The 25,387-nt window shown below is 71.1% G+C and carries 19 protein-coding genes and 1 riboswitch; of the genes, 15 read left to right on the top strand and 4 right to left on the bottom strand.

The genetic code is table 11. The features are described 5' to 3' along the window. Positions 1 to 444: 444 nt before the first annotated feature. The 3 genes from HZS56_RS28270 (at position 445) to mfd (ending at position 7,846) form a co-directional block, all read left to right on the top strand. Complete coding sequence (locus HZS56_RS28270; protein ID WP_216723630.1) at positions 445 to 1,233, top strand: ABC transporter ATP-binding protein; 789 nt, start codon at positions 445 to 447, stop codon at positions 1,231 to 1,233. Continuing rightward, entirely contained in the window at positions 1,230 to 3,794 is a 2,565-nt protein-coding gene (locus tag HZS56_RS28265; RefSeq protein ID WP_216723629.1) for an ABC transporter permease, read from the top strand. Before HZS56_RS28270 ends, HZS56_RS28265 begins: the two co-directional genes overlap by 4 nt. 518 nt (positions 3,795 to 4,312) lie before the next feature. Further along, a complete protein-coding gene (gene mfd, locus HZS56_RS28260) occupies positions 4,313 to 7,846 on the top strand; it encodes a transcription-repair coupling factor (protein ID WP_216723628.1) in 3,534 nt (1,177 codons plus the stop codon). Positions 7,847 to 8,116: 270 nt separating this feature from the next. Here mfd and HZS56_RS28255 read toward each other — a convergent pair whose 3' ends face one another. Then, positions 8,117 to 8,314 (bottom strand): antitoxin, encoded by a 198-nt coding sequence (locus HZS56_RS28255; RefSeq protein WP_216723627.1) that lies wholly within the window; start codon positions 8,312 to 8,314, stop codon positions 8,117 to 8,119. 135 nt (positions 8,315 to 8,449) lie between these two features. Here HZS56_RS28255 and HZS56_RS28250 point away from each other — a divergent pair, with 135 nt between their 5' ends. The 10 genes from HZS56_RS28250 (at position 8,450) to HZS56_RS28205 (ending at position 18,509) form a co-directional block, all read left to right on the top strand. Further along, positions 8,450 to 9,220 (top strand): HNH endonuclease family protein, encoded by a 771-nt coding sequence (locus HZS56_RS28250; protein ID WP_216723626.1) that lies wholly within the window; start codon positions 8,450 to 8,452, stop codon positions 9,218 to 9,220. A gap of 158 nt (positions 9,221 to 9,378) precedes the next feature. Continuing rightward, positions 9,379 to 10,029, top strand: a complete 651-nt coding sequence (locus HZS56_RS28245; RefSeq protein WP_216723625.1) for a SurA N-terminal domain-containing protein — start codon at positions 9,379 to 9,381, stop codon at positions 10,027 to 10,029. A 145-nt stretch (positions 10,030 to 10,174) separates the two neighbouring features. Beyond that, positions 10,175 to 11,170, top strand: coding sequence for a nucleoside triphosphate pyrophosphohydrolase (locus HZS56_RS28240; RefSeq protein WP_253915055.1), 996 nt, complete (start codon positions 10,175 to 10,177; stop codon positions 11,168 to 11,170). Then, positions 11,167 to 12,495 carry a cytochrome P450 family protein gene (locus HZS56_RS28235; RefSeq protein ID WP_216723623.1) on the top strand — a complete coding sequence of 443 codons (1,329 nt, stop codon included), beginning with the start codon at positions 11,167 to 11,169 and terminating at the stop codon, positions 12,493 to 12,495. The genes HZS56_RS28240 and HZS56_RS28235 overlap by 4 nt, the downstream gene beginning before the upstream one ends. Before the next feature lie 142 nt (positions 12,496 to 12,637). Further along, on the top strand, positions 12,638 to 13,678 hold the full coding sequence (locus tag HZS56_RS28230; RefSeq protein ID WP_216723622.1) for a LysM peptidoglycan-binding domain-containing protein: 1,041 nt from the start codon (positions 12,638 to 12,640) through the stop codon (positions 13,676 to 13,678). A 183-nt stretch (positions 13,679 to 13,861) separates the two neighbouring features. Further along, a riboswitch (cyclic di-AMP (ydaO/yuaA leader) is annotated at positions 13,862 to 14,028 on the top strand. 3 nt (positions 14,029 to 14,031) lie between these two features. Further along, positions 14,032 to 14,757, top strand: a complete 726-nt coding sequence (locus HZS56_RS28225) for a LysM peptidoglycan-binding domain-containing protein (RefSeq protein ID WP_216723621.1) — start codon at positions 14,032 to 14,034, stop codon at positions 14,755 to 14,757. Positions 14,758 to 15,065: 308 nt separating this feature from the next. Next, positions 15,066 to 16,346 (top strand): phosphopyruvate hydratase, encoded by a 1,281-nt coding sequence (gene eno, locus HZS56_RS28220; protein ID WP_216723620.1) that lies wholly within the window; start codon positions 15,066 to 15,068, stop codon positions 16,344 to 16,346. 173 nt (positions 16,347 to 16,519) lie between these two features. Next, entirely contained in the window at positions 16,520 to 17,002 is a 483-nt protein-coding gene (gene divIC, locus HZS56_RS28215; RefSeq protein ID WP_216723619.1) for a cell division protein DivIC, read from the top strand. A 29-nt stretch (positions 17,003 to 17,031) separates the two neighbouring features. Beyond that, entirely contained in the window at positions 17,032 to 17,571 is a 540-nt protein-coding gene (locus tag HZS56_RS28210; protein WP_216723618.1) for a DUF501 domain-containing protein, read from the top strand. Further along, complete coding sequence (locus HZS56_RS28205) at positions 17,568 to 18,509, top strand: Ppx/GppA phosphatase family protein (RefSeq protein ID WP_216723617.1); 942 nt, start codon at positions 17,568 to 17,570, stop codon at positions 18,507 to 18,509. Before HZS56_RS28210 ends, HZS56_RS28205 begins: the two co-directional genes overlap by 4 nt. Before the next feature lie 16 nt (positions 18,510 to 18,525). Here HZS56_RS28205 and HZS56_RS28200 read toward each other — a convergent pair whose 3' ends face one another. Both HZS56_RS28200 and HZS56_RS28195 read right to left on the bottom strand, forming a co-directional pair. Beyond that, positions 18,526 to 18,795 (bottom strand): type II toxin-antitoxin system RelE family toxin, encoded by a 270-nt coding sequence (locus HZS56_RS28200; protein ID WP_216723616.1) that lies wholly within the window; start codon positions 18,793 to 18,795, stop codon positions 18,526 to 18,528. After that, on the bottom strand, positions 18,792 to 19,064 hold the full coding sequence (locus tag HZS56_RS28195; RefSeq protein ID WP_216723615.1) for a type II toxin-antitoxin system Phd/YefM family antitoxin: 273 nt from the start codon (positions 19,062 to 19,064) through the stop codon (positions 18,792 to 18,794). Before HZS56_RS28195 ends, HZS56_RS28200 begins: the two co-directional genes overlap by 4 nt. 535 nt (positions 19,065 to 19,599) lie before the next feature. Here HZS56_RS28195 and HZS56_RS28190 point away from each other — a divergent pair. Both HZS56_RS28190 and HZS56_RS28185 read left to right on the top strand, forming a co-directional pair. Then, positions 19,600 to 21,027, top strand: coding sequence for an NAD(P)/FAD-dependent oxidoreductase (locus tag HZS56_RS28190; protein WP_216723614.1), 1,428 nt, complete (start codon positions 19,600 to 19,602; stop codon positions 21,025 to 21,027). A gap of 400 nt (positions 21,028 to 21,427) precedes the next feature. Continuing rightward, complete coding sequence (locus tag HZS56_RS28185) at positions 21,428 to 22,729, top strand: SAM-dependent methyltransferase (protein WP_216723613.1); 1,302 nt, start codon at positions 21,428 to 21,430, stop codon at positions 22,727 to 22,729. 80 nt (positions 22,730 to 22,809) lie between these two features. On the opposite strand, the gene HZS56_RS28180 is transcribed toward HZS56_RS28185, so the two are convergent. Continuing rightward, entirely contained in the window at positions 22,810 to 25,335 is a 2,526-nt protein-coding gene (locus HZS56_RS28180; protein ID WP_216723612.1) for an ABC transporter permease, read from the bottom strand. Positions 25,336 to 25,387 lie beyond the last annotated feature (52 nt).

Raw genomic sequence — 25,387 nt, 5'->3', positions numbered from 1 at the left:
TCCGCCGAAGGGTGGACTGCCCCTAGGGGTACCTCCGTACTACGGCTCGGGGAGGGTTCGTACCGACGGAGGACGAGACGGGCCCGGTGGCGTCCTTAGTCTGGCTTTACGCCGCTGGGGGGCGGCGAACCGGACCTGCGGGGGTGGGGTTTTCCTCAGGAGAAGAGTGCGCTGAACACCAGCGCACTCACCCCGCGGATCCGGTCAGACTCTTCGACGGCAGCACCGCAGCAGACGCGACAGCAACACGCAGCAGCAGACGCACAGTCAGTACCGCACACCACGCAGTACCGCACACGACGGCGGCGCCGGGACCACGACGGTCGCGGCACCCACGCACCGCCTCCCCTAAGGGCGCGCGGCACCACCGTCCCCACTCCGGTAGCCCCCGGCTTCGCCGCCGGCACCGGCGCCTCACCTGATGACCGACATAGGAGAATTGACATGATACCGGCCGTAAGTATTCCCGCTCAGGGGAGCACCGGAGGGCGTACGGCCGCTGCCGCGCGGGCGCGGCAGGTCGTGAAGGCCTACGGGTCGGGCGAGACCCGGGTGGTCGCCCTGGACCACGTCGACGTGGACATCGCCCGCGGCCAGTTCACCGCCATCATGGGGCCGTCGGGTTCCGGCAAGTCGACGCTGATGCACTGCATGGCGGGCCTGGACACCGTGACCAGCGGCCGGATCCACCTGGACGAGACCGAGATAACCGGCCTGAAGGACAAGAAGCTCACACAGCTGCGCCGGGACCGGATCGGCTTCATCTTCCAGGCGTTCAACCTGCTTCCGACGCTCAACGCGATCGAGAACATCACACTGCCCATGGACATCGCCGGCCGCAAGTACGACCGGGCGTGGCTGGACCGGGTCGTGGAGACCGTCGGGCTCGCCGGGCGGCTCAAGCACCGGCCGACGCAGCTCTCCGGCGGTCAGCAGCAGCGGGTCGCGGTGGCGCGGGCGCTGGCCGCCCGGCCGGAGATCATCTTCGGTGACGAGCCGACCGGGAACCTGGACTCGCGGGCCGGTGCCGAGGTCCTCGGCTTCCTGCGCCGTTCGGTCACGGAACTGGGCCAGACCATCGTCATGGTCACCCACGACCCGGTGGCCGCCAGCTACGCGGACCGGGTGCTGTACCTCGCCGACGGCCGGATCGTCGACGACATGCACAGGCCGACCGCGGAAGCCGTCCTGGATCGGATGAAGGACTTCGACGCGCGGGGGCGTACGTCATGACCGTCGTCAAGACCTCGATGCGCAACTTCTTCGCCCACAAGGGCCGGATGGCGCTCTCGGCGGTGGCGGTGCTGCTGTCGGTGGCGTTCGTGTGCGGCACCCTGGTGTTCACCGACACGATGAACACCACCTTCGACAAGCTCTTCGCGGCCACCTCCTCGGACGTGACGGTGACGCCGAAGGACGCCAAGAGCGAGGAGACCCCGCAGAGCGGTGTGCCCGAGTCGCTTCCGGCGTCCGCCCTGGAGCAGGTGCGCGGCATCGACGGCGTCAAGTCGGCGCAGGGCTCGGTCACCTCGACGAACGTGACGGTCGTCGACCGTGACAACGACAACGTGGGCGCCACCACCGGCGCGCCGACGATCGCGGGCAACTGGACGGAGAACAGCGAGCGGTCGCTGGAGATCACCTCCGGGCATGCTCCGCGCGGCCCCACCGAGTCGATGGTCGACGCCGACACCGCCGACAAGCACGACCTGAAGATCGGTGACGAGCTGCGCACCATCGCGCAGACCGGCGACTTCAGGACGGAGATCGTCGGCATCGTCTCCTTCACGGTGACCAACCCGGGTGCCGCCCTCGTCTACTTCGACACGCCCACCGCGCAGCGCGAACTGCTCGGCTCGGCCGACAAGTTCACCCAGTTCAACGTCGTCGCGGACGACGGCGTGTCCGACGCGCGGCTCAAGCAGTCCGTCGCCGGCACGCTCGGCGGCACCTACAAGGTGCAGACGGCCGAGGAGAGCGCGGACGAGGACCGCGCGGACATCGGCGAGTTCATGGACGTCATCAAGTACGCCATGCTGGGCTTCGCCGGCATCGCGTTCCTCGTCGGCATCTTCCTGATCATCAACACGTTCTCCATGCTGGTCGCCCAGCGCACCCGCGAGATCGGCCTGATGCGGGCCATCGGCTCCTCCCGCCGGCAGGTCAACCGCTCCGTGCTGATCGAGGCGCTGCTGCTCGGTGTCATCGGCTCGGTCCTCGGCGTGGCGGCCGGTGTCGGCATCGCCGTCGGACTGATGAAGCTGATGTCTGCGGCGGGGATGAACCTGTCCACCGACGACCTGACGGTCAAGACGGCGACCCCTGTCATCGGCCTCGTCCTCGGCGTCGTCGTCACCGTCCTGGCCGCCTACCTGCCCGCCCGCCGGGCCGGCAAGGTCTCCCCGATGGCCGCCCTGCGCGACGCCGGTACGCCGGCCGACGGCAGGGCCGGCTGGATCCGCGGGGGGATCGGCCTGGTCCTCACCGGCGCCGGTGCCGCCGCGCTGCTGACGGCCGCCTCCGCCGACAAGGCGAGCGACGGTTCGCTGATGCTCGGCGCGGGCATCGTGCTCTCGCTCGTCGGCTTCGTCGTCGTCGGCCCGCTGCTGGCCGGGTTCGTGGTCCGGGTGATCAGCGCGGTGCTGCTGCGGGCCTTCGGGCCGGTGGGCCGGCTCGCCGAGCGCAACGCGCTGCGCAACCCGCGCCGTACCGGCGCCACCGGTGCCGCGCTGATGATCGGCCTGGCGCTGGTGGCCTGCCTGTCCGTCGTCGGCTCCTCCATGGTCGCCTCGGCCACCAGCGAGCTGGACAAGACGGTCGGCGCGGACTTCATCGTCCAGGGCAGCCAGCGGATCGTGCCGCAGGCCGAGAAGGCCATGACCGACACGCCCGGCCTGGAGCACGTCACCCGCTACAAGACGCTCGACGCGACGCTGACCTCGCCCGACGGCAAGACCGACGACGACGGTGTCACGGCCGCCGACCCGACCTACGCCGAGGACGTGCGCCGCGCGACGACCGAGGGCGAGCTCTCCGCCGCCTACGGCACCGACGCCATGTCCGTCGGCTCGGACTACGCGAAGAAGCACGGTGTGCACGTCGGCGACACCGTCTCCGTCGCCTTCAAGGGCGGCGAGACGGCGAAGCTCGAGGTCGCGGCGATCACCAGTGACGACGTGGCCCTCGACCAGGGCGCCCGGTACATCAGCATCGAGACGATGGAGAAGTACCTGCCGGCCGAGAACGTCCCGCCGAACACGATCATGTTCGCCAAGGCCGAGGACGGCCGGGCCGACCAGGCGTACGCCGCGCTGAAGAAGTCCCTGGACGCCTACCCGCAGTACCAGGTCGCCGACCAGACCGACTACAAGCAGGAGCTGAAGGACCAGATCGGCCAGCTGCTGAACATGGTGTACGGCCTGCTCGCACTGGCGATCATCGTCGCCGTCCTCGGTGTGGTGAACACGCTGGCGCTGTCGGTGGTCGAGCGGACCCGTGAGATCGGTCTGATGCGGGCGATCGGCCTCTCCCGCCGTCAGCTGCGCCGCATGATCCGCATGGAGTCCGTCGTCATCGCCCTCTTCGGTGCCCTGCTCGGCCTCGGTCTGGGCATGGGCTGGGGCGCCACGGCCCAGAGGCTGCTCGCCCTGGAGGGGCTGAACGTCCTGGAGATCCCCTGGCCGACGATCATCGGGGTCTTCGTCGGCTCGGCCTTCGTGGGCCTGTTCGCCGCCCTGGTCCCGGCCTTCCGGGCGGGCCGCATGAACGTCCTGAACGCCATCGCGACGGAGTAGCACCCGTCCCCACGGCCACCGCATACGGGGGTTGCGGAGGAGGGCCCGGCGCCGACGTCCCAGGGGGGGCGGAGGCGCCGGGCCTTTTGCACCGGAGCCCGTGCGGTCACTTCTTCCCGCCCTCCGTGCGGCCGCTTTTTCCCGCCCTCCGTGCGGCCACCTCCTTCCGCCCCCGTGCGGCCAGTCACTCCTGGGGCCGGGGCGTCGTCGCCCCGGGCGTCCGCTTCTCAGCCCACCGAGTCGGGTGGTGGGGCGGGCACAGGCCCGGGGGTCCAGGGGGCGGAGCCCCCTGGTACGTCCACGGCGGTGCCGGTCCAGCCGGCATGGGCCCCGGGTCCGAGGGGACGGAGCCCCCTGGTACGCCCGCGGTACGTCCACGGCGGTGCCGGCCCGGCACTCGCCCGGCGTCGTCCACAGCTCCGACGCCGTCGAGCGGACCGACGTAACCTGGACACCCCCGACCCTCACCGAGTCGGGCTACTCGTGTTGCCCCAACCCAGGACGGAAGCACCCCCTCCATGAGCCTGCACGGTCTGCTCGACGCCGTCGTCAAGGACACCGCCCTCGCGGAAGCGATCTCGGCGGCCGCAGACGGCAACCGCATGCACGTCGACCTCGTCGGCCCGCCCGCGGCCCGCCCCTTCGCGATCGCCGCCCTGGCCCGCGAGACGGACCGCCCGGTGCTGGCCGTGACGGCGACGGGACGGGAGGCGGAGGACCTGGCCGCGGCCCTGCGCTCCCTGCTGCCGCCCGAGGGCGTCGTGGAGTACCCCTCCTGGGAGACCCTGCCGCACGAGCGGCTCAGCCCCCGCAGCGACACCGTCGGCCGCCGCCTGGCCGTCCTGCGCCGCCTGGCCCACCCCCGCTCCGACGACCCGGAGACCGGTCCCGTCTCCGTCGTCGTGGCGCCCGTGCGCTCCGTGCTTCAGCCGCAGGTCAAGGGCCTGGGCGACCTGGAGCCCGTGGCCCTGCGCACCGGGCAGGGCGCCGACCTGGAGGAGGTCGTCGAGGCGCTGGCGGCGGCCGCGTACGCGCGGGTCGAGCTGGTGGAGAAGCGCGGCGAGTTCGCCGTCCGCGGCGGCATCCTGGACGTGTTCCCGCCGACGGAGGAGCACCCGCTCCGCGTCGAGTTCTGGGGCGACGACGTCGAGGAGATCCGCTACTTCAAGGTCGCCGACCAGCGCTCCCTGGAGATCGCCGAGCACGGGCTGTGGGCGCCGCCCTGCCGCGAGCTGCTGCTGACGCGGGACGTGCGCGAGCGGGCCGCCGCACTCGCCGAGGACCACCCCGAGCTGGGTGAACTGCTCGGCAGGATCGCCGAGGGCATCGCCGTCGAAGGCATGGAGTCCCTGGCTCCGGTCCTGGTGGACGACATGGAGCTGCTCCTGGACGTGCTGCCGGGGGGCGCGATGGCCGTGGTCTGCGACCCGGAGCGGGTGCGCACGCGGGCCGCCGACCTGGTGGCGACGTCGCAGGAGTTCCTCCAGGCGTCCTGGGCCGCGACCGCCGGCGGCGGCGAGGCGCCGATCGACGTGGACGCGGCCTCCCTGTGGTCGATCGCGGACGTCCGGGACCGCGCCCGCGAACTGGGCATGATGTGGTGGTCGGTCTCACCCTTCGCCGCCGACGACGCGCTCGAAGAGGCGGACACCGTCAAGCTCGGCATGCACGCCCCCGAGACGTACCGCGGCGACACCGCGAAGGCCCTGGCCGACACCAAGGGCTGGCTCGCCGACGGCTGGCGCGCGGTCTACCTCACCGAGGGCCACGGCCCCGCGTCCCGCACCGTGGAGGTGCTCGGCGGCGAGGGCATCGCCGCCCGCCTCGACCAGGACCTCGGCACGCTCAGCCCCTCCGTCGTGCACGTCTCCTGCGGCTCGGTCGAGCACGGCTTCGTCGACCACGCGCTGAAGCTGGCCGTGCTCACCGAGACCGACCTGACCGGGCAGAAGGCCGCCGGCCGCGAGGGCGCGCGGATGCCGGCCCGGCGCCGCAAGACCATCGACCCGCTCACCCTGGAGTCGGGCGACTACATCGTCCACGAGCAGCACGGCGTCGGCCGCTACATCGAGATGGTGCAGCGCACCGTGCAGGGCGCCACCCGCGAGTACCTGGTCGTGGAGTACGCCCCCGCCAAGCGCGGCCAGCCCGGCGACCGGCTCTACATCCCCACCGACCAGCTGGAGCAGATCACCAAGTACGTCGGCGGCGAGGCACCCACCCTGCACCGCCTCGGCGGCGCCGACTGGACCAAGACCAAGGCCCGCGCGAAGAAGGCGGTCAAGGAGATCGCCGCCGACCTGATCAAGCTGTACAGCGCGCGGATGGCGGCGCCGGGCCACGCGTTCGGCGCGGACACCCCCTGGCAGCGCGAGCTGGAGGACGCCTTCCCCTACGCGGAGACGCCGGACCAGCTCACCACCATCGCCGAGGTCAAGGACGACATGGAGAAGACGGTCCCGATGGACCGCCTGATCTGCGGCGACGTCGGCTACGGCAAGACCGAGATCGCCGTCCGTGCCGCCTTCAAGGCCGTCCAGGACGGCAAGCAGGTCGCCGTACTCGTCCCGACCACGCTGCTGGTGCAGCAGCACTTCGGGACGTTCGGCGAGCGGTACGCGCAGTTCCCGGTGAACGTGAAGGCGCTGTCCCGCTTCCAGACCGACACCGAGTCGAAGGCGACCCTGGAGGGCCTGCGCGAGGGGTCGGTGGACATCGTCATCGGCACCCACCGCCTGTTCTCCTCGGAGACCAAGTTCAAGGACCTCGGTCTGGTCATCGTCGACGAGGAGCAGCGCTTCGGCGTCGAGCACAAGGAGCAGCTGAAGAAGCTGCGCGCCAACGTCGACGTGCTGACCATGTCCGCCACCCCCATCCCGCGCACCCTGGAGATGGCGGTCACCGGCATCCGCGAGATGTCGACGATCACCACCCCGCCGGAGGAGCGCCACCCGGTGCTGACCTTCGTCGGCCCCTACGAGCACAAGCAGATCGGTGCCGCGATCCGCCGCGAGCTGCTGCGCGAGGGCCAGGTCTTCTACATCCACAACCGCGTCGAGTCCATCGACCGCGCGGCGGCCAGGCTGCGCGAGATCGTCCCCGAGGCCCGCATCGCCACCGCCCACGGCCAGATGTCGGAGCAGGCGCTCGAACAGGTCGTTGTCGACTTCTGGGAGAAGCGGTACGACGTGCTGGTCTCCACGACCATCGTCGAGTCCGGCATCGACATCTCCAACGCCAACACCCTCATCGTCGAGCGCGGCGACAACTTCGGTCTCAGCCAGCTCCACCAGCTGCGCGGCCGCGTCGGCCGGGGCAGGGAGCGGGGCTACGCCTACTTCCTGTACCCGCCGGAGAAGCCCCTGACGGAGACCGCGCACGAAAGGCTCGCGACCATCGCCCAGCACACCGAGATGGGCGCGGGCATGTACGTGGCGATGAAGGACCTGGAGATCCGCGGCGCGGGCAACCTGCTCGGCGGCGAGCAGTCCGGGCACATTGCCGGTGTCGGCTTCGACCTGTACGTGCGGATGGTCGGTGAGGCCGTCGCGGACTACCGGGCCTCGCTGGAGGGCGGCGTGGAGGAGGAGCCGCCGCTGGAGGTCAAGATCGAGCTGCCCGTCGACGCGCACGTCCCGCACGACTACGCGCCGGGCGAGCGGCTGCGGCTCCAGGCGTACCGGTCCATCGCCTCCGCCAACAGCGAGGAGGACGTCAAGGCCGTACGCGAGGAACTCGTCGACCGGTACGGCAAACTGCCGGAGCCGGTGGAGAACCTGCTGCTGGTTGCGGGCCTGCGGATGCTCGCGCGGGCGTGCGCCGTCGGCGAGATCGTGCTCCAGGGCAACAACATCCGCTTCGCGCCGGTCGAGCTGCGCGAGTCCCAGGAGCTGCGGCTCAAGCGGCTCTATCCCGGCAGCGTCATCAAGGCGGGCACGCACCAGGTGCTCGTGCCGCGCCCGAAGACCGCGAAGGTGGGCGGCAAACCGCTGGTCGGCCGGGAACTCCTCGGCTGGGTCGGCGAGTTCCTGACCTCGATCCTCGGGTCCTGACCCGGATCCTCGGGTCCTGACCTGGTTGCTCGGGTCCTGACCTGCATCCTCGGCTCCTGGACGCGTGGTCCCGGAGTCTTGGCCGGTGAGGGCCGTCGCACCACAGGCCGGGGCCGTCGGACCACCGGTCGGGGCCGTCGGACCACCGGTCGGGGCCGTCGGACCACCGGTCGGGGCCGTCGGACCACCGGTCCGGGCCGTCGCACCAGCACGAAGCCGTCCACGGGAGAGCCCGTGGACGGCTTCGGCCTGTCCGGGGTGTGCGCGCAGCTACTGCTGCTCGCGGCCGCCACCGTGCCCGCGTCCGAAGCCGAGCTTTTTCTCGGCCTGCTGCTGCGCGGTGTCGACCTGCTTCTTGTATTTCCCGCCGGTCCGCTGGTTGACCTGGCGTTCGGCGGCGTCGGACAGTTTCTGCGACTGTTCCTTGTTCTTGCTCGCCATGTTCTTCATCTTGTCGAGGATGCCCATCCAGAGCTCCTTCCGAGACGTGACTCACTGACGACCGTACGACAGATATGTTCCCTATGCCCATTAAGGCCCACTATGGTCTGGACCTCTCCCTCGCTACGGTGGTAGCGGCGAACGACCAGGGGAGGGGCACGCATGAGGCGGCACGGCAGGATTCGTATCCCGGGGGCGGTGGCCGCGGCCCTGGCGCTGGCCCTGGTGACCGGCTGCGAGGGCGTCGAGGGGGACGACGTCCCGGCCTCCGGCGGCGGAGCCGAGGCACCGGCCGCCGGCCACGCCGCCAGCCCGCTGGACAACCCGGAGGGCACCGAACCGGGCCTCGCCCCGGTCACCAGTGACGGCCCCCGGGCGAAGGCCCGCGACCTCGTCGACGGCCTGAAGACCAAGGGGCGCGGCCCGAAGACGGGGTACGACCGCGACGAGTTCGGCTACGCCTGGATGGACACCGCCGACGGCGTCCCGTTCGCCCGCAACGGCTGCGACACGCGGAACGACCTGTTGAAGCGGGACGGACAGCAGGTGCGCTTCCGGTCCGGCTCCGACTGCGTGGTCGTCGCGATGACGCTGGACGACCCGTACACCGGGACGAGCATCGAGTGGCGCAAGCAGAAGGCGAGCGAGGTCCAGATCGACCACGTCGTGCCGCTGTCGTACAGCTGGCAGATGGGCTCCTCGCGCTGGCCGGAGAACAAGCGCGAACAACTGGCCAACGACCCGCTCAACCTTCTCCCTGTCGAGGGCAAGGCGAACTCCGCCAAGCGCGACTCCGGGCCGGCCTCCTGGCTGCCGCCGGACAAGTCGATCCGCTGCGCCTACGCCGTCCGCTTCGCCCAGGTCGCCACCAAGTACGAACTGGCGGTGACCGCCCCGGACCGCGAGGCGATGCTGCGCCAGTGCGGCGGCTGACGGTCGGCCGCACCGCCCGAGGAGGCCGGGCGCGGGGCGGTGCCCGAAGTCCTGGTGAATCGTTGGTCCAATGGGTTGGCCAGAGCCGGGCCACTGCCTAACATCGATCACCGCAAGACTTTGTGCACCGTCGCACAAGCTCTCCTCGGGAGGTTTCCTTGCACCGCCGCCGTCGCTCCGCGCTCCTCCTCACCGCCGCGATCGCCGCCGCGGCGCCTCTGCTCACCGCCTGCGGCAACGACGCGCACCCGGGTGCCGCGGCCGTCGTCGGCGACCAGCGGATCACCGTCTCCCAGCTGGAGAGCCGCGTCGACGAGGTGCGCGAGGCCCAGCGCGCCGCCGTCCCGGACGACGGGCAGTACCAGCAGGTCGTCGCCCAGACCGGCGCCCTCACCCGCGACACCCTGCACAGCATGGTCCTCGACCGGGTGCTGCACCGCGCCGCCGAGGACGCCGGGGTGAGCGTCAGCCGCAAGGAAGTACAGGCGATGCGCGGCGGCCTGGAGGACCAGGCCGGGGGCTCCGAGCAGCTGGAGACGGTCTGGCTCCAGCAGTACGGTGTCGCCCCCGCACGCCTCGACGACAACCTCCGCGTCCAGCTGGAGGCCCAGAAGCTGGCGGAGAGCCTCGGCACCGACACCAGCCGCCCCGAGTTCTGGCAGGCCCTGTCCAAGGCATCCGAGAAGCTCGACGTCGACCTCAACCCGCGCTACGGCGCGTGGGACGTCCAGCGGGCCGGCCGCGTCGACAGCGGGACGCCGTGGGTGCGGGAGGTCACGGAGGCGGAGCCCGCACAGCAGACGGCTTAACGGCCCAACGGCTCAACGGCTCAACGGCTCAACGGCTCAACGGCTTGGCGGACGGCCTGGCGGGCGGCCCGGGAGGCGTCCTGGGAACGGCTGCGTACGGCCGCCTCTGCGGGGCCTGTGGACAACTCGTGGGGCCGTCGGCGGCATGCGTTACGTTCGGAGAGTGAACGCAACCACCGCCGACGCGACCACCGCCGACCAGGGCCGTATCGTCCTGCTCACCACCAGCCACCGCGTGGCCCCCGGCCTCCTCTCCTGGCCCGCCTGGCAGGCGCTGCGCACCGCCGACCGCGTGCTGTGCGCCGACGGGGCCCATCCGCAGCTGCCGTATCTGCGCGAGGCCGGGATACGGGTGGACGAAGCGGCGCCCGGCGCGGAGGAACTGGTCGGCGCCTGCGCCGGCGGGCGCACCGCGGTGGTCGTGGCGACCGGCGAGGGCGAGCCCGCGCTCACCGACGGACTGGCCAGGCTCGCCGGCTCCGGCCGGGTCGACATGCCCGAGCTGGAACTGCTCCCGGCCTCCTACGACCTCCCGGGCGCCCGCCTGCTCGACCTCGTCCAGGTCATGGACCGCATCCGCGTCGCATGCCCGTGGTCGTCCGAGCGCACCCACAAGGGACTGGCCAAGTACGCCATCGAGGAGGCGTACGAACTCGTCGAGGCGATCGAGGACGGCGACCGCGACGACCTCCGCGAGGAACTGGGCGACGTGCTCCTCCAGGTCGTCTTCCACGCGCGTATAGCGGAGGAGGACCTGGAAGCGCCGTTCTCCGTCGACGACGTCGCCGGCACCATCGTCGACAAGCTGATCCGACGCCACCCGCACATCTTCGGTGACGGGACGGCGTCCACCCCCGAGGAGGTCCGGGCGAACTGGCTGCGGGTCAAGGCCACCGAGAAGCAGCGCAGCTCGGTCACCGAGGGCGTGCCCCTCGGACAGCCCGGCCTCGCCCTCGCCGCCAAGCTCGCATCCCGCGTCCGCACCGCGGGCCTTCCGGTCCCGCTGCCCACCGGCGAGGGCATCGGCTACGAACTCCTCGCCCTGGCGGCCCGCGCCGAGGCCGAGGGCACCGACCCGGAGGCGGCTCTGCGGGCGGCGGCCCGGGCGTACCGGGACGCGATCCGGGAGGTCGAGGGGTGACCGGCGAGCATCCCCCCGTCACCGCCGGCCGCGAGGGCACCGGGCCCGTCCCCGAACTGTTCGGCTGGGAGTTCGCGAACGACCCCTACCCCGCCTACGCCTGGTTGCGCGAGCACGCCCCCGTGCACCGCACCCGGCTGCCCAGCGGCGTGGAGGCCTGGCTCGTCACCCGGTACGCCGACGCCAAGCAGGCCCTCGCCGACCCGCGGCTGTCCAAGAACCCGGCGCACCACGACGAGCCCGCGCACGCCAAGGGCAAGACCGGCATTCCGGGGGAGCGGAAGGCCGAGCTGATGACCCATCTGCTGAACATCGACCCGCCGGACCACACCAGGCTGCGCCGACTGGTCAGCAAGGCCTTCACGCCGCGCCGGGTGGCCGAGTTCGCTCCCCGGGTGCAGGAGCTGGCGGACGGCCTCATCGACCGCTTCGCGGAGTCCGGCTCCGCCGACCTGATCCACGAGTACGCCTTCCCGCTGCCCATCCACGCCATCTGCGACCTGCTCGGCGTGCCCCGGGAGGACCAGGACGACTTCCGGGACTGGGCGGGCATGATGATCCGTCACCAGGGCGGCCCGCGGGGCGGCGTCGCGCGGTCGGTGAAGAAGATGCGCGGCTACCTCGCCGACCTCATCCACCGCAAGCGCGCCGCGCTGCCGCCCGAGCCCGGTCCCGGCGAGGACCTCATCTCCGGCCTGATCCGCGCCTCCGACCACGGTGAGCACCTCACCGAGAACGAGGCCGCCGCGATGGCCTTCATCCTGCTCTTCGCGGGCTTCGAGACCACCGTCAACCTCATCGGCAACGGCACGTACGCCCTGCTCACCCACCCCGGTCAGCGTGAGCGGCTGCAGGCCTCCCTCGCCGCGGGCGAGCACGGCCTGCTGGAGACCGGCGTCGAGGAACTCCTGCGCTACGACGGGCCGGTGGAGATGGCCACCTGGCGCTTCGCCACCCAACCGCTCACCCTCGGCGGCCAGGACGTCGCGGCCGGCGACCCCGTCCTCGTCGTGCTCGCCGCCGCCGACCGGGACCCGGAGCGTTTCGACGACCCGGACACCCTGGACCTCTCCCGCCGCGACAGCCAGCACCTCGGGTACGGTCACGGCATCCACTACTGCCTGGGCGCCCCGCTGGCCCGGCTGGAGGGGCAGACGGCGCTGGCGACACTTTTCAGCCGTTTCCCGGATCTCCGTCTGGACGCCGATCCGGCCGAACTTCGCCGGCGCGGCGGGCTCATCATGCGCGGTCTGCGTACTCTGCCGGTTTCGTTCACCCCGCCTCGGTCAGCGGGCGACAACAGTGCGTCGTCAATGCAAAAGTGACACGCGTTCAACTTTGTGATCTTCACGTGATCTGCGCGGCATGAACTTGTGACAGGCGATCATCTGCCTATACGTTCACGAATCAGCGTGGCGAAGAGCATCACGCGCCGCGCGGTCCCCGTCGTCTGTGAAAGGTCGTCGCATGCTCTCCGGGAACGGTCGTCACCGTCGCCCCCGCCAGGCTCCCGCCCTGGTCGTCGCCGCCGGAGTGACCGGCTCCGCCATCGCCATCCCGCTGCTCGGCGCGACCGGCGCCCACGCGGCCGACGCGTCGACCTGGGACCGGATCGCCGAGTGCGAGACCGGCGGCGCCTGGAGCCAGAACACGGGCAACGGCTACTCCGGCGGCCTCCAGTTGTCGCAGGACGCCTGGGAGCAGTACGGCGGTCTGGAGTACGCCTCCAGCCCCGACCAGGCCAGCCGCTCCCAGCAGATAAAGATCGCCGAGAAGCTGCACGCGGACCAGGGCATCGCCGCCTGGCCGACCTGCGGTCTGCTCGCGGGTCTCGGCAGCGACTCGGGTGTCCTGGACGGCGGCTCGGACGCGTCCGGTGACGACGCGTCGAAGGACTCGGACACCTCCAAGGACGAGGACGGCACCAGGTCGTCCGAATCGCCCGCCGCCGCCGGATCGCCCGAGCCGTCGCGGTCGTCGGAGTCGCCCGCGCCGTCCGCGTCGGCCGAGGCGTCCGACTCGCCCTCGGGTACGCCCTCTTCGTCCCCTTCATCCTCTTCCTCCTCCGCGTCCGGCGCCCCGTCCGACGACTCGTCCGCCGGGCGTGACCGGTCCGCCGAGCCGGGCGCGTCGGCCGGGAGCAGCGCGTCGGACCGCACCGACAACCGGGGCGGCCAGGGCGTGTCCGGCTCGGGCCGGCACCGCGGCGGCAGCGAGGACGAGGGTGCGAGCGCGGCGAAGCGCGGTCTCACGGACTTCGCGACGGGCCGGCACGCCTCGGGCGGCGGCGAGTCCGGGTCCGGGTCCGCCGGGCAGTCCGGGGAGGACGACGGCGGCTCGTACATCGTCCGCTCGGGCGACAGCCTCTGGGGCATCGCCGACTCCCTTGGCGTCGACGGCGGGTGGAACGCGCTCTACGGCGACAACGAGCGGGTCGTCGGTGCCGACCCCGACTACATCCTGCCCGGTCAGACGCTCACGGTCACGGGCGAATCGGGCGAAAAGTAGAGGGAGTTCACGTCACGGTTAGAGACCGTATGTCCGTTTTGGATCTCGTGAGAGATAGGTCTCAGAAGCCGTGATCGTCTTTGAAAATCCGCGGGGCGCGTGTCTACGGTCATGACCGCTCGCCACCGCGGGCCCCGACAGCCGCAACGCCGAATCCTGCCAGCGGCCGTACGGGAACAGTCGTCGCGTCAAGCGCCGCAGGCAGGAGCGGGGGACCCAAGGTAAGCGCCGTACCGGGCAGTTGAGCCGGAGCGGCTAGGGGTGAAGCCGAGTTCCGCGAGGAACCCGGCCGGGCAACTCAACCGGCCCGAACCCGACAGCTCACCTCGCAGGCGTCGGTGAGGGGATCAACCATGCTGTTTTCCGGCAAGGGCAAGCACCGTCGCCCGTCCAAGGCCACCCGTGTCATCGCTGTCGCCGGTGTCACCGGTGCCGCCGTCGCCGCCCCGCTGATGGCGGCCGGCAACGCCTCCGCCGCCACCGCGTCCGAGTGGGACGCCGTCGCCCAGTGCGAGTCCGGCGGCAACTGGTCCATCAACACCGGCAACGGGTACTTCGGCGGTCTGCAGTTCTCCGCCTCCACCTGGGCCGCCTACGGCGGTACGCAGTACGCCGCCAGCGCCGACCAGGCGAGCAAGGCCCAGCAGATCGAGATAGCCGAGAAGGTGCTCGCGGGCCAGGGCAAGGGCGCCTGGCCGGTCTGCGGCACCGGCCTGTCCGGCGCCGCGTACACCGGCGGCGGCTCCGAGGACCAGGGCAGCGGCTCCGGCAGCTCCGAGAGCTCCCAGAGCCAGAGCGGCGGCTCCTCCGCCGAGCGCTCCACCGAGCAGAAGGCCTCCCGCTCCTCCGAGCGTCCGGCCGCGGAGCAGAAGACCGAGAAGAAGACCGTCACCACCCCGACCGGCAAGAAGGTCGAGAAGGGCGACGGCGAGTACAAGGTCGTCACCGGCGACACCCTCAGCTCGATCGCCGCGGAGCACGACGTCGAGGGCGGCTGGGAGAAGCTCTTCAAGCTGAACGACGACATCGTCGACGACGCCGACCTGATCTACCCGGGCCAGCAGCTGCACCTCAAGTAACCCGGGCCGGCAGCTGCACCCCGAGTGAGCAGCGGCCCCGCGACTCCCGCCCCGGTGCGTGTTCCCCCGTACGCACCGGGGCGGGTTTTTCACGCCCGCGCCCGACTCGTGCGTCCGAACGGGTTTTCGACGGGTTTTCGGAAACGTCTTTGTTCCGTTCGGAAACAATTTACTCTCGGTTCTGTCCGGCGCACGGACGATCGGATGGCCGATCGTCCCGGGCCGGTTAGGCTCGGTCCCGCAGAGCCGCCGCGGTCCTGCGGACCCGCGCGTCACACCGAAGCGTCATATTGAAGAAGGAGATGCTCGTGCCGTCCATCGACGTCGTCGTAGCCCGGGAAATCCTGGACTCCCGAGGCAACCCCACGGTCGAGGTCGAGGTCGGCCTCGACGACGGCAGCACGGGTCGTGCCGCCGTTCCGTCCGGCGCCTCCACCGGTGCCTTCGAGGCCATCGAACTCCGTGACGGCGACCCGGGCCGTTACCTCGGCAAGGGCGTCGAGAAGGCCGTCCTCGCCGTCATCGAGCAGATCGGCCCGGAGCTGGTCGGCTACGACGCCACCGAGCAGCGGCTGATCGACCAGGCCATGTTCGACCTGGACGCCACCGACAACAAGGGCTCGCTCGGCGCCAACGCCATCCTCGGCGTCTCCCTCGCCGTCGCCCACGCCGCCTCCGAGGCGTCCGACCTGCCGCTCTTCCGCTACCTGGGCGGCCCGAACGCGCACCTGCTGCCGGTGCCGATGATGAACATCCTGAACGGCGGCTCGCACGCCGACTCCAACGTGGACATCCAGGAGTTCATGATCGCCCCGATCGGCGCGGAGTCCTTCTCCGAGGCCCTGCGCTGGGGCGCCGAGGTCTACCACACCCTCAAGAAGGTCCTGAAGAGCAAGGGCCTGGCCACCGGCCTCGGCGACGAGGGCGGCTTCGCCCCGAACCTCGGCTCCAACCGCGAGGCCCTCGACCTCATCCTCGAGGCGATCAAGGAGGCCGGCTACACCCCCGGCGAGCAGATCGCCCTCGCGCTCGACGTCGCCGCGTCCGAGTTCTACAAGGACGGCTCCTACGCCTTCGAGGGCAGGAACCGCACCGCCGCCGAGATGACCGAGTACTACGCCGAGCTGGTCGAGGCGTACCCGCTGGTCTCCATCGAGGACCCGCTGTTCGAGGACGACTGGGACGGCTGGAACACCATCACCGCCCAGCTCGGCGACAAGGTCCAGCTGGTCGGCGACGACCTGTTCGTCACCAACCCCGAGCGCCTGGCCCGCGGCATCGAGGAGAACTCGGCCAACGCCCTGCTCGTCAAGGTCAACCAGATCGGCTCGCTGACCGAGACGCTGGACGCCGTCGAGCTGGCCCAGCGCAACGGCTTCAAGTGCATGATGTCGCACCGCTCCGGCGAGACCGAGGACGTCACCATCGCCGACCTCGCCGTCGCCACCAACTGCGGCCAGATCAAGACCGGCGCCCCGGCCCGCTCCGAGCGCGTCGCCAAGTACAACCAGCTGCTGCGCATCGAGGAGATCCTCGACGACGCCGCGGTGTACGCCGGCCGCAGCGCCTTCCCCCGCTTCAAGGCCTGACCGCCACCCGCGAGGCCCCGTAAGGCCCCGCAAGAGGCAGCGTCGTACGTACGTCCCCGTACCCGGTCCCGTACCGTGTGCGGGGACGTACGCACGTATGACGGACCACGGGCGGCGTACGACGGACCACTCAGAGACGGACCACGGACCACGCAGAGGCGGAGGCGCGCGACATGGCGGTGAAGGACCGGGACCGTTTCTCCACCGCGACCAGGATCCGGATCATCGGGGAGCAGACCGCGGCCCGGGTCTACCGCTCGCAGACCAGGCGCCAGGCCCGCCGCTCCCGGCTGACCGGCCGGGCCGCGCTCCTCGCGATGGTGTTCTGCTCGCTCGTCGTGGCGCTCGCCTACCCGATCCGCCAGTACGTCGCCCAGCGCGCCGAGATCGCCGACCTCCGCAAGGAGCAGCGGCAGACCCGGCAGCGGGTCGAGGACCTGCGCGACCTCAAGGCACGCTGGCAGGACGACGCCTACGCCGAGCAGCAGGTGCGGCTGCGGCTGCACTACGTGATGCCGGGGGAGACCGGGTTCGTCGTCGTCGACCCGGACGCGGCCGAGCAGACGCGCACCCGTCTCGGCGCCGCCGACCGCCCCTGGTACCGGAACGTCTGGGACGGGGTCGACAAGGCCGACGCCGTCGCCCGGCGGCAGTGACTCAACAGGAAGACCAGCAGAAGACAGTCATGCAGACTCCCCCGCCGATCACCGAGCGCACCGAGCCGACCGACGCGGACGTGGCGGCCTTCCGGCAGCAGCTCGGCCGACCGCCGCGCGGCCTGCGCGCCATCGCCCACCGCTGTCCCTGCGGGCAGCCGGACGTCGTGGAGACCGCCCCCCGGCTGCCCGACGGCACTCCCTTCCCGACGCTCTACTACCTGACGTGTCCGAGGGCGGCCTCCGCGATCGGCACGCTGGAGGCGAACGGCGTGATGAAGGAGATGACCGAGCGCCTCGCCGCCGACCCGGTGCTGGCCGCCGCCTACCGCGCCGCGCACGAGGACTACGTCCGGCGCCGCGACGAGATCGAGGAGCTGACCGGCTTCCCGAGCGCGGGCGGCATGCCCGACCGGGTGAAGTGCCTGCACGTGCTGGTCGCGCACTCGCTGGCCGCCGGCCCCGGCGTCAACCCGCTGGGCGACGAGGCGATCGCGATGCTGCCCGAGTGGTGGCGCAAGGGGCCGTGCGTGACGGTCGCCGAAACCGACGGGAAGGACGCCCAGTGACCCGAGTCGCCGCCGTCGACTGCGGTACGAACTCCATCCGGCTGCTCGTCGCGGACGCCGATCCGCGCACCGGCGAGCTGACCGACCTGGACCGCCGCATGACCATCGTGCGGCTCGGCCAGGGCGTCGACCGCACCGGGCGGCTGGCGCCGGAGGCGCTGGAGCGGACCTTCGCCGCCTGCCGCGAGTACGCGGAGGTCGTCAAGGAGCACGGCGCCGAGCGGCTGCGCTTCGTGGCCACCTCCGCCTCCCGCGACGCGGAGAACCGGGACGACTTCGTGCGCGGGGTGCTGGACATCCTCGGCGTGGAGCCGGAGGTCATCTCCGGCGACCAGGAGGCCGAGTTCTCCTTCACCGGCGCGACGAAGGAACTGACCGGCCGCGCCGACCTCGACACGCCCTACCTGGTCGTCGACATCGGCGGCGGCTCCACCGAGTTCGTCGTCGGCGACGACCACGTGCGGGCCGCCCGCTCCGTGGACGTGGGCTGCGTCCGGATGACCGAGCGGCACCTGGTGCGCGACGGCGCCGTGACCGATCCGCCCACCGGTGCGCAGGTCGCGGCGATGCGGGCCGACATCGAGGCGGCCCTCGACCTGGCCGGGCGCACGGTGCCGCTGGGCGAGGCGCGCACGCTGGTCGGACTGGCCGGGTCGGTGACGACCGTCTCGGCGATCGCGCAGGAACTGCCCGAGTACGACTCGGCCGCCATCCACCACTCCCGCGTCCCGCGCGAGAGGGTCCGGGAGATCACCGACTGGCTGCTGCGCTCCACCCACGCCGAGCGGGCGGCCGTGCCCTCCATGCACCCGGGCCGCGTCGACGTGATCGGCGCGGGCGCCCTCGTACTGCTGTCGATCATGGAACGGACGGGCGCCGAGGAGGTCGTGGTGAGCGAGCACGACATCCTCGACGGCATCGCGTGGTCACTGGCGTGACCCTGCTGGCGGGGCGTCAGAGGTTGCGGTAGACGTCCCGCCGGTCGCCCACCTTGACGACGAGGACGACGAGTTCGCCGTCGTTGATCTGGTAGGCGATCCGGTAGCTTCCGACCCGGAGCCGGTAGAGGCCCGACGGGCCGGTGAGCTTCTTGACGTCGGCGTCCTGGCGGTACGGGTCGTCACCGAGCGCGGTCAGCGCGGTCAGGATGCGCATGGCGTCGGGTCGGCTGACGGCCCGGAGCTGCCGCTGCGCCGCCGTGGTGAAACGGAAGGCGTACTTCACGCCGCCTCGCCGTCCCGCTCGGTGAACAGGTCCGCCAGCAAAGCCGCCATGGTCACGGTGCGGCCTCCTTCGGCCAGCACCGCTTCGGCCTCGCGCGCCAGTATCACGTCGGCCGCTTCCTCCAACGCTTCGAAGTCCGAGATCGGCACCACGGCCGCCACCGGGGTGCCGTTGCGCGTGATGACGGTCGGGACACCTTCCTCGGCCCTGTTGATGTGGTCGGCGAGGTGCGCGCGGGCTTCTCGTACGGTCACGGAGTTCTCACTCATGAAGCCAGTGTACGCGCATACGTGTACACGTGGCATCGGTCGGGAGTCGCGGTCGTGAGCGGTGCCCGACGGCATCGCAGGGTCACTGGCGTGACCCTGCCGGGCGGGATGTGCGGGGGTCTCCGTGGTGGCCGTCCGAGCAGGCGGGGCGACGATTGAGCGGCTGCCGGGGGGTCCTGCGGGTCCCTCGGCGGGCCGCGCGACGGAAAGTTCGTGAAGTTCTTCACAAGGAATAGGGCCCTGTCGGACGACGAAAGCGCGGCCGTTGACCCTTTTGGGGCTTCAACTGCCCTTTGAACGCGTTCAGGACGGCGCTTCGAGGGGGCCCGGCGAGGGTCTCGGGGGAGGGTGGTTCGCCGTCCTGGAATCGCGGACGTGCAGCTCACGCGGCATTGACAACGGGGCTCACCGCACACCGGTTCCGGTGCCCGTCATGATCTCCGTCACGTGGGCGGCGGATAGTAGCACAGTGACCACCCAACCTTGTGAAGGGGCGCACGATCCACCCCCCTGAGGCGGGTGGATACTCGATGGCATGAGCACCACGGAGCGTCCCAGGATCCTCGTAGTAGGCGGTGGGTACGTAGGCCTGTACGCAGCTCGACGCATCCAGAAGAAGATGCGTTACGGCGAGGCGACCGTCACCGTCGTCGACCCGCGGTCGTACATGACCTACCAGCCCTTCCTCCCCGAAGCCGCCGCCGGCAGCATCTCCCCGCGGCACGTCGTCGTCCCCCTGCGGCGTGTGCTCCCGAAGGCGGAGGTCCTCACCGGCCGGGTCACCACCATCGACCAGGACCGCAAGGTCGCCACCGTCGCCCCGCTGGTCGGCGAGGCGTACGAGCTGCCCTTCGACTACCTGGTCATCGCGATGGGTGCCGTCTCCCGCACCTTCCCGATCCCCGGCCTCGCCGAGCAGGGCATCGGCATGAAGGGCATCGAGGAGTCCATCGGGCTGCGCAACCACGTCCTGGAGCAGCTCGACAAGGCCGACTCCACCACCGACGAGGAGATCCGCCGCAAGGCGCTCACCTTCGTCTTCGTCGGCGGCGGCTTCGCCGGTGCGGAGACCATCGGTGAGGTCGAGGACATGGCCCGCGACGCGGCCAAGTACTACAACAACGTCTCCCGCGACGACATGCGCTTCGTCCTCGTGGACGCCGCCGACAAGATCCTCCCCGAGGTCGGTCCCAAGCTCGGCCAGTACGGCAAGGACCACCTGGAGAGCCGCGGCGTCGAGGTCTACCTGTCCACCTCCATGGACTCCTGCGTCGACGGCCACGTGGTGCTGAAGAACGGGCTCGAGGTCGACTCCAACACGATCGTGTGGACGGCCGGCGTCAAGCCCAACCCGGCGCTCTCCCGCTTCGGTCTGCCGCTGGGTCCCCGCGGCCACGTCGACACCCGGGCGACCCTCCAGGTCCAGGGGACCGACTACATCTGGGCCGCGGGCGACAACGCCCAGGTGCCGGACCTCGTCGGCCGCAAGGCGGGCAACGAGAACGCCTGGTGCCCGCCGAACGCCCAGCACGCGCTGCGCCAGGCCAAGGTCCTCGGCGACAACGTCATCTCCGGCATGCGGGGCTTCCCGCAGAAGGAGTACAGCCACGCCAACAAGGGCGCGGTGGCGGGTCTCGGCCTGCACAAGGGCGTCGCGATGATCGTCATGGGCAAGATGAAGATCAAGCTCAAGGGCCGTCTCGCCTGGTACATGCACCGCGGCTACCACGGCCTCGCGATGCCGACCTGGAACCGCAAGATCCGCATCTTCGCGGACTGGACGCTCGGCATGTTCCTCAAGCGCGAGGTCGTTTCCCTCGGCGCGATGGAGACGCCGCGCGAGGAGTTCTACGAGGCCGCCAAGCCGGCCCCGGCCGCCGCGCCGAAGGCCGCCGACAACGGTGCCAAGACGGCCGGCAAGAGCGGGGAGTCGGCCGGGAAGACCGAGGCGAAGGCTTCCTGACCCCAGGGCCCCGGGACCTCGGACGCCCCGGGACCTCGGACACCCCGTTGGACTCCGGAGGCACCGGGGACTCCGGGCCGCCGGGTCCGGTAGCAGTACTCCGCAGCAGTACCCCGAAGGGGCCGCCCGCCATCCGTGGTGCGGGCGGCCCCTTCGCGCTGTCCTCCGGGCCGTCCCGCGCTGTCCTCCGGGCCCCCTTCGCGCTGCCCGGCACGCCGCTTGCGCGCCGCTCCGTGCGCTGTTCTCGCGCCCTTCCCGCGCTGCTCCACCAGGGCGACAAAGCCGTTGGTGTGTACAGCTATTTTGCCGAGTCGTAACGCGCGCCGGGGACTGTACGGCGGGCTCCCAGGTGTTTACGTGGTGTTGGACATTCCGGGATCGCTCGTCACGGAGGTACGCCATGGCTGATGCCGCGCTGCGGCTGCAGAACCTCTTCGAACAGTTGCTGGGGGCACCACTCCCGGTGCGCATCCGCGCCTGGGACGGTTCGCAGTCGGGTCCGCCGGGCGCGCCGACCCTCGTCGTCCGCAACCGCAGGGCCCTGCGCCGCCTGCTGTTCAAACCGGGCGAACTGGGCCTGGCCCGCGCCTGGGTGGCAGGTGACCTGGAGATCGACGGCGACCTCTTCACCGCCCTCGACCTCATGGCCGGTCTCATCTGGGAGCGCGGGGACGACGCCCGCACCCTCTTCGAGGCGCTGCGCGACCCCGAGGTGCGCGCCGCCGTGCGCGGGTTGGTGAAGCTCGCCGGGCCGCCGCTGCCGCCCGCGCCGCCGCCGGAGGAGGTCCGCCGGGTCCGCGGCCACCTGCACACCAAGCGCAGCGACAGACGGGCCATCAGCCACCACTACGACGTCGGCAACGACTTCTACGAACTCGTCCTCGGCTCCTCCATGGTGTACTCCTGCGCCTACTGGCCGGCCCCTCCCGACGAGGGCGGCACCCTGGAGGACGCCCAGCGCGACAAGCTCGAACTCGTCAGCCGCAAACTCGGCCTGACCCCCGGTCAGCGGCTCCTCGACGTCGGCTGCGGCTGGGGCTCCATGGCGGTCCACGCGGCCCGCGAGCACGGCGTGCACGTCGTGGGCGTCACGCTCTCCCACGAACAGGCCGCGTACGCCCGCAAGCGCGTCGCCGACGAGGGGCTCACCGACCGGGTGGAGATCCGCGTCCAGGACTACCGGGACGTCGCCGTCGGGCCGTACGACGCGATCTCCTCCATCGGCATGGCCGAGCACGTCGGCGCCGAGCGCTACCTGGAGTACGCCACCGACCTCCACCAGCTGCTCAAGCCCGGCGGACGGCTGCTCAACCACCAGATCGCCCGCCGCCCGCAGCGGGACGAGTCCGCGTACGCCGTCGACGAGTTCATCGACGCCTACGTCTTCCCCGACGGCGAACTCGCCCCCGTCGGCACCACCGTCACCCAGCTGGAGCGCGCCGGGTTCGAGGTGCGCGACGTGGAGTCGATCCGCGAGCACTACGCGCTCACCCTGCGCCGCTGGGTCGCCAACCTGGAATCCGCCTGGGACGGTGCGCTCCGGCTGGTCAGCCCCGGCCGTGCCCGTGTCTGGCGGCTCTACATGGCCGCCTCGGCGCTGTCCTTCGAGCGCAACCGCATCGGCGTCAACCAGGTCCTCGCCGTGAAGACGCCCGGCTCGGGCGCCTCCGGCCTGCCGCTGCGCGCCCGCACCTGGAACTGAGCACGCCGCGGCACACGTGCAGGTGGGCCCCCTCTCCGCCCGCGGGAGGGGGCCCACCTGCACGTCACGGCACGCCGCCGCTACTCCGACTTGATCGCGGTCAGCATGTTCAGCCGGGCCGCGCGCCGGGCCGGCCACAGGGCGGCCAGGACGCCGACCACCGCGGCGAGCAGCAGGAAGACGGCGATCCGGCCCCACGGCAGCACCAGCTCGTACGTTTCCACCTGGGCGCCCACCAGCTCGCCCGCGGCCCAGCCGAAGAACACGCCCAGGCCGATGCCGAGGACCGCGCCGAACAGGGAGATGACCAGGGACTCCAGCCGGACCATCCGCTTGATCCCCTTGCGGTCCAGACCGATCGCGCGGAGCATGCCGATCTCCTGGGCGCGCTCGAACACCGACATCGCCAGCGTGTTGACGACGCCGAGGACCGCCACGATCACCGCCATGCCCAGCAGGCCGTACAGGATGTTCAGCATCATGGTGATCATCTTGGCGATCTCGTCGGACAGGTCCTGCTTGTCCTGCACCTTGATGGCCGGGCTGTCGCCCAGGGCCTTCTGCAGGCTGTCCTTCGCCGCGTCGGAGGTCCCGTCGGTCATCTTCACCATGACCTGCGTGTCGGCCGCGTCCTCCACGTGCGGAGCCAGCGTCGGCAGGTCGAGCATGATGCCGCGGAACAGCTCGTTGTGCTGGTAGACCCCGGCGACCGTGAGCTTCTGCTGCTGGTCGTCGTCGTAGGTGACGGTGAACTCCGACCCGGGCTTCCAGCCGTGTGCCTCGGCGGTCGGCTCGTCGACGACGACCCGGGTGCCGCCGATCTCGGCGTTGCCGTCCTGGACCGGGAGGTCGGCCAGCTTCCCGAACGCGGAGCCGCTGACGCCGGTGAGGGACTCGTCCACGTCGTCGACGGTCGCCGAGCCGCTGCGCATCGGGCTGCTGTCGGTGACGCCCTCGACGCCGGCGAGCTTGTCCGCGACGTCCGGGGAGAGGTAGCCGAAGTTCGCCATCGACACCACGTAGTCGGCCTTGAGGGAGTCCGAGGCCATCTTGTTGATCGCCGACTGCACGCCGACCGCCGCCACGGTCATGGCCGTGATGAGGGTGAGGCCGATCATCAGGGCGGAGGCCGTGGCCGCCGTACGGCGCGGGTTGCGGACCGCGTTCTGGCGGGCCAGCTTGCCCGACACACCGAAGACGCGGAGCACCGGCGCGGCCGCCGCGATCAGCGGGCGGGACAGCAGCGGGGTGAGGACGAAGACACCGATGACGATCAGGGCCGCGCCCAGGGCCAGCGGGCCCTGTGCGCTCTGGGCGTCGTCCATGGAGGTCGCGGCCAGGACGACGGCGACGCCCGCCGCCGTGAACAGGGAGCCGATCGTGTTGCGCAGCACCAGCGACTTGGTGGTCGCCTTGGCGTGCAGGCTGTTCATCGCGGCCACCGGCGGGATCTTCGCGGCCCGGCGGCCGGGCAGCCACGCGGCCAGCATGGTGATCAGGACGCCGACGGCGAGTGCGGCCACGACGGTGCCCGGCGTGATGACGAGCGGGCCCTGAGGGAAGTTGGCGCCGAAGGAGTTCAGGAGGGTGCGCAGCCCGGCGCCGATGCCGATGCCCGCGACGAGGCCGGTGACCGCGGCGACCGTGCCGACGACGAACGCCTCGAACAGGACGGACCGGGTGACCTGGCGGCGCGAGGCGCCGACGGCGCGCATCAGCGCCAGTTCCTTGGTGCGCTGGGCGACCAGCATGGTGAAGGTGTTGGCGATGAGGAAGGTGCCGACGAAGAGGGAGATGCCGGCGGCGACCAGCAGGGTCTGCTTCAGGGAGTCCATGGACTGGGCGGTGAACATGGCCTGTTCGGCGGCGAGTTCCGCGCCGGTCTGCATCTCGACGGTGCCCTTCGGCAGGGACGTGCCGAGCGCGTCCATGAGGGCGTTCTGGCTGACGCCGGGCTCCGCCTTCACGGTGATCTCGTCGTACTCGCCCGGCTTGCCGAGCAGCTTCTGCGCGGTGGCCGTGTCGAACAGGGTGAGGCTGCCGCCCGCCTCCACGCTGCCGTCGTCGGTGGTGAAGATCCCGGAGACGGTCGGCGTGAGGACCGGGCCGTCGACGGACATACGGACCTTGTCACCGACCTGGTACCCGTGCCGGGCGGCGGTCTTGGAGTCGATGGCGACCTCGTCGCCGCCCTTCGGGGCGTTCCCCTCGGCCATCGGGTAGCGGGGGTCGTCGGTGCCCCAGTAGTTGCCGCCCGACACCTGCCAGCCGTCGCCGACCGGGTTGCCGTCCTTGTCCGCGAGGGCGACGGAGCTGGTGACACTGCCGATGGCGAAGGCCGCGCCCTCGGTCTCCCGGGCCCGGTCGAGGGAGTCCGTGGTCAGCTTGGTCTGCTCGTCGTGGGCCTTGTCCTCCTGCCAGGCCGGCCTGACGGAGACGTCGACCGTGGCGAAGCCCTTGGCGGAGGACTTCTCGTACGCCTGGGAGATGGAGTTGGTGAAGACGAGGGTGCCCGACACGAACGCCACGCCGAGCATCACGGCGAGCACGGTCATCAGCAACCTGGTCTTGTGCGCGAGTACGTTGCGCAAGGCGGTACGGAACATGGGGCTTCTCTGTCCAGACGTGAGGGCGGTGGGGGAGGCTGCGGTGCGGGGG

The sequence above is a fragment of the Streptomyces mayonensis genome (assembly GCF_018982965.1).
In the GTDB taxonomy this organism is placed as follows: domain Bacteria; phylum Actinomycetota; class Actinomycetes; order Streptomycetales; family Streptomycetaceae; genus Streptomyces; species Streptomyces mayonensis.
The sequence above is the reverse complement of the archived record's forward strand: the minus strand, read 5'-3'. Positions and strand labels throughout refer to the sequence as shown.